The 2194-nt window shown below is 60.3% G+C and carries 4 protein-coding genes; 3 read left to right on the forward strand and 1 reads right to left on the reverse strand.

The window, feature by feature from the left end:
* The coding region (locus tag NW815_RS10900; RefSeq protein ID WP_414416003.1) for an HD-GYP domain-containing protein at positions 1-265 on the forward strand (265 nt) is incomplete at its 5' end.
* Here NW815_RS10900 and NW815_RS10905 read toward each other — a convergent pair.
* Entirely contained in the window at positions 243-947 is a 705-nt protein-coding gene (locus NW815_RS10905) for a ComF family protein (RefSeq protein ID WP_414388199.1), read from the reverse strand. The genes NW815_RS10900 and NW815_RS10905 overlap by 23 nt on opposite strands.
* Before the next feature lie 210 nt (positions 948-1157).
* On the opposite strand from NW815_RS10905, the gene rpsL reads away from it, so the two are divergent.
* Positions 1158-1565, forward strand: a complete 408-nt coding sequence (rpsL, locus tag NW815_RS10910) for a 30S ribosomal protein S12 (RefSeq protein ID WP_011432553.1) — start codon at positions 1158-1160, stop codon at positions 1563-1565.
* Positions 1566-1648: 83 nt separating this feature from the next.
* Complete coding sequence (gene rpsG, locus NW815_RS10915; RefSeq protein ID WP_011432554.1) at positions 1649-2119, forward strand: 30S ribosomal protein S7; 471 nt, start codon at positions 1649-1651, stop codon at positions 2117-2119.
* Positions 2120-2194 lie beyond the last annotated feature (75 nt).

Below are 2194 nucleotides of genomic sequence, written 5' to 3' on the forward strand. Positions count from 1 at the left end.
CCACCACCACGAGCGTTGGGATGGCAGCGGCTACCCAGATGGACTGGCAGGCGAAGAGATCCCTCTGTTGGCCCGCGTCTTTCAGGTGATCGACATTTTCGACGCTCTGACCTCTCCTCGCCCCTACAAACCCGCCTTGACTGCCGAACAGGCCATAGGATTGCTGCGGGAGGAAACCCGCAAGGGCTGGCGGGATCCGAACTTGGTGCGCGAGTTTTGTGACTTTATGTTTGTTACGGCCTTTAATCTGCTGGAGGCGGGATAGGGGCTAGGGTTCCGGGCCAGTCTGGAGAGGCGGCTTTTGGGGTTTGGGCGACGACAACTACTCCGGCCACCGGGATCCCGGCAGCGGCCAATACCTGCTGGGCGGCTTGCACAGTAGAGCCGGTGGTGTAGATGTCATCCACCAGCAACACCGGTGTGGCCGGAACTTGTTTCAGGGCAAAGGCCCCGGCCAAGTTGTGCTGTCGTTGCAGCGGGTTGAGCTCATGTTGAGCCGCTGTGGCCCGCACCCGCACCAGAGCCTCAGGCCAATGTCTCAGACCTGTCCGCTGGCAAAAGGCTTGGCTGATCAAGGCGGCTTGGTTGTAGCCCCGTTGCCGCAGGCGCTCCGCATGAAGCGGGATGGGCACCACCGTATAGTCCAAGCCATAGGCCCTACGGGAGCCTGAAGACGGCTGTCGGCTTTCCACCCAGCGGGATCCCAGCCATTCTCCCAAAACCGAGCCAATGCCTCGTTGTCCTTCGTACTTCAGGCAGTAGATGGCCCTGCGCAGCGCCCCCCGGTGGATCCCCCAGGCGTAAAGTGGCCAAGGCGAGGTGGTGACTGGCCAAATGGCAAGGCGCTCCGCCTGCAACCGCCTTTGACAGTCTTGACAGAACACGGCCTTGGCAGGGCGCCGGCAAAGCGGACATGGAGGCACAATCCACCAATCTAACCAGCCCATCGTCTGCTAGGGATCCTTATCTGGTGTGCAGAGTCTCCTAAAAAGCTGAGGCAAGGGGGGAACGAGGCCGAAATTCAGACTCGGCCAGGCTAACAGCCCAGCAGTCCATCCCCAAGTTGACGCTGGGATCCCGCCTTGCTAGGATTCAATATCGCCGGATAATTCAACCGGATAATTTAAAATTTAAGCCGTGACCTTCTCTGCCAGCCCATGCCCACCATTCAGCAACTGATCCGTGAGGAGCGCAGCGTTGCCGCTCGCAAGACCAAGTCTCCTGCTCTGAAGGCTTGTCCACAGCGGCGGGGGGTTTGCACCCGAGTGTACACGACAACGCCCAAAAAGCCCAACTCGGCCCTGAGAAAAGTGGCTCGCGTTCGCCTCACTTCCGGCTTTGAGGTCACTGCCTACATTCCTGGCATCGGCCACAACCTGCAGGAGCACTCTGTGGTCATGATTCGCGGTGGGCGGGTTAAGGATTTGCCCGGCGTGCGTTACCACATTATCCGGGGCACCCTCGACGCTGCAGGGGTCAAAGACCGCAAACAAGGCCGCTCCAAATACGGGGCGAAACGGCCCAAGCCGGGCCAAGCTCCAGCCGCCGCTGGCAAGAAAAAATAGCTTTGCCCTCACCCTCAACCCTCCATATCCCACTCGTCATCTTTCTTTCTGCCATCCCCATCTGAACAAGCAACCCAGCTCCTATGTCTCGCCGCAACCGTGCCCCTCGTCGTGATGTGCCCCCGGATCCCAAGTATGGGAGCCGTCTGGTTACCATGCTGATCCGCAAGTTGATGATGAGGGGTAAGGCATCCCTGGCTGCCAGGATCCTCTATGAAGCTCTGGACATTGTGCGGGAGCGCACCGGCCAAGACCCGCTGCCCTTGCTGGAAAATGCCGTTCGCAACGCCACCCCATTGGTAGAGGTAAAAGCCCGCCGGGTGGGCGGAGCCACCTATCAGGTGCCTGTGGAGGTGAGAGGAGAGCGGGGCACTTCTCTAGCGCTGCGCTGGTTGGTGACCTTTTCGCGCACCCGTCCAGGTCGCACCATGGCCGCCAAGTTGGCCAATGAGCTGATCGATGCAGCCAACGAAACCGGCAGCGCCATTCGACGGCGGGAAGAGGTGCATCGCATGGCCGAGGCCAACAAGGCCTTTGCCCACTACCGCTACTGAACTAGCCTGGCGGAGCAGTGGAGACTTTTGGGATCCCTGTTCTGCCCAGCCCGAGTTCCAGCGAGGTGGAGAAAA

Origin of the sequence: Synechococcus sp. R6-7 (assembly GCF_047461695.1) — a bacterium.
Taxonomy (GTDB): Bacteria; Cyanobacteriota; Cyanobacteriia; order Thermostichales; family Thermostichaceae; genus Thermostichus.

Coding starts and splice junctions, on each gene's coding strand:
- NW815_RS10905 (WP_414388199.1), bottom strand. CDS start 947: ATGGGCTGGTTAGATTGGTGGATTGTGCCTCCATGTCCGCTTTGCCGG.
- rpsL (WP_011432553.1), top strand. CDS start 1,158: ATGCCCACCATTCAGCAACTGATCCGTGAGGAGCGCAGCGTTGCCGCT.
- rpsG (WP_011432554.1), top strand. CDS start 1,649: ATGTCTCGCCGCAACCGTGCCCCTCGTCGTGATGTGCCCCCGGATCCC.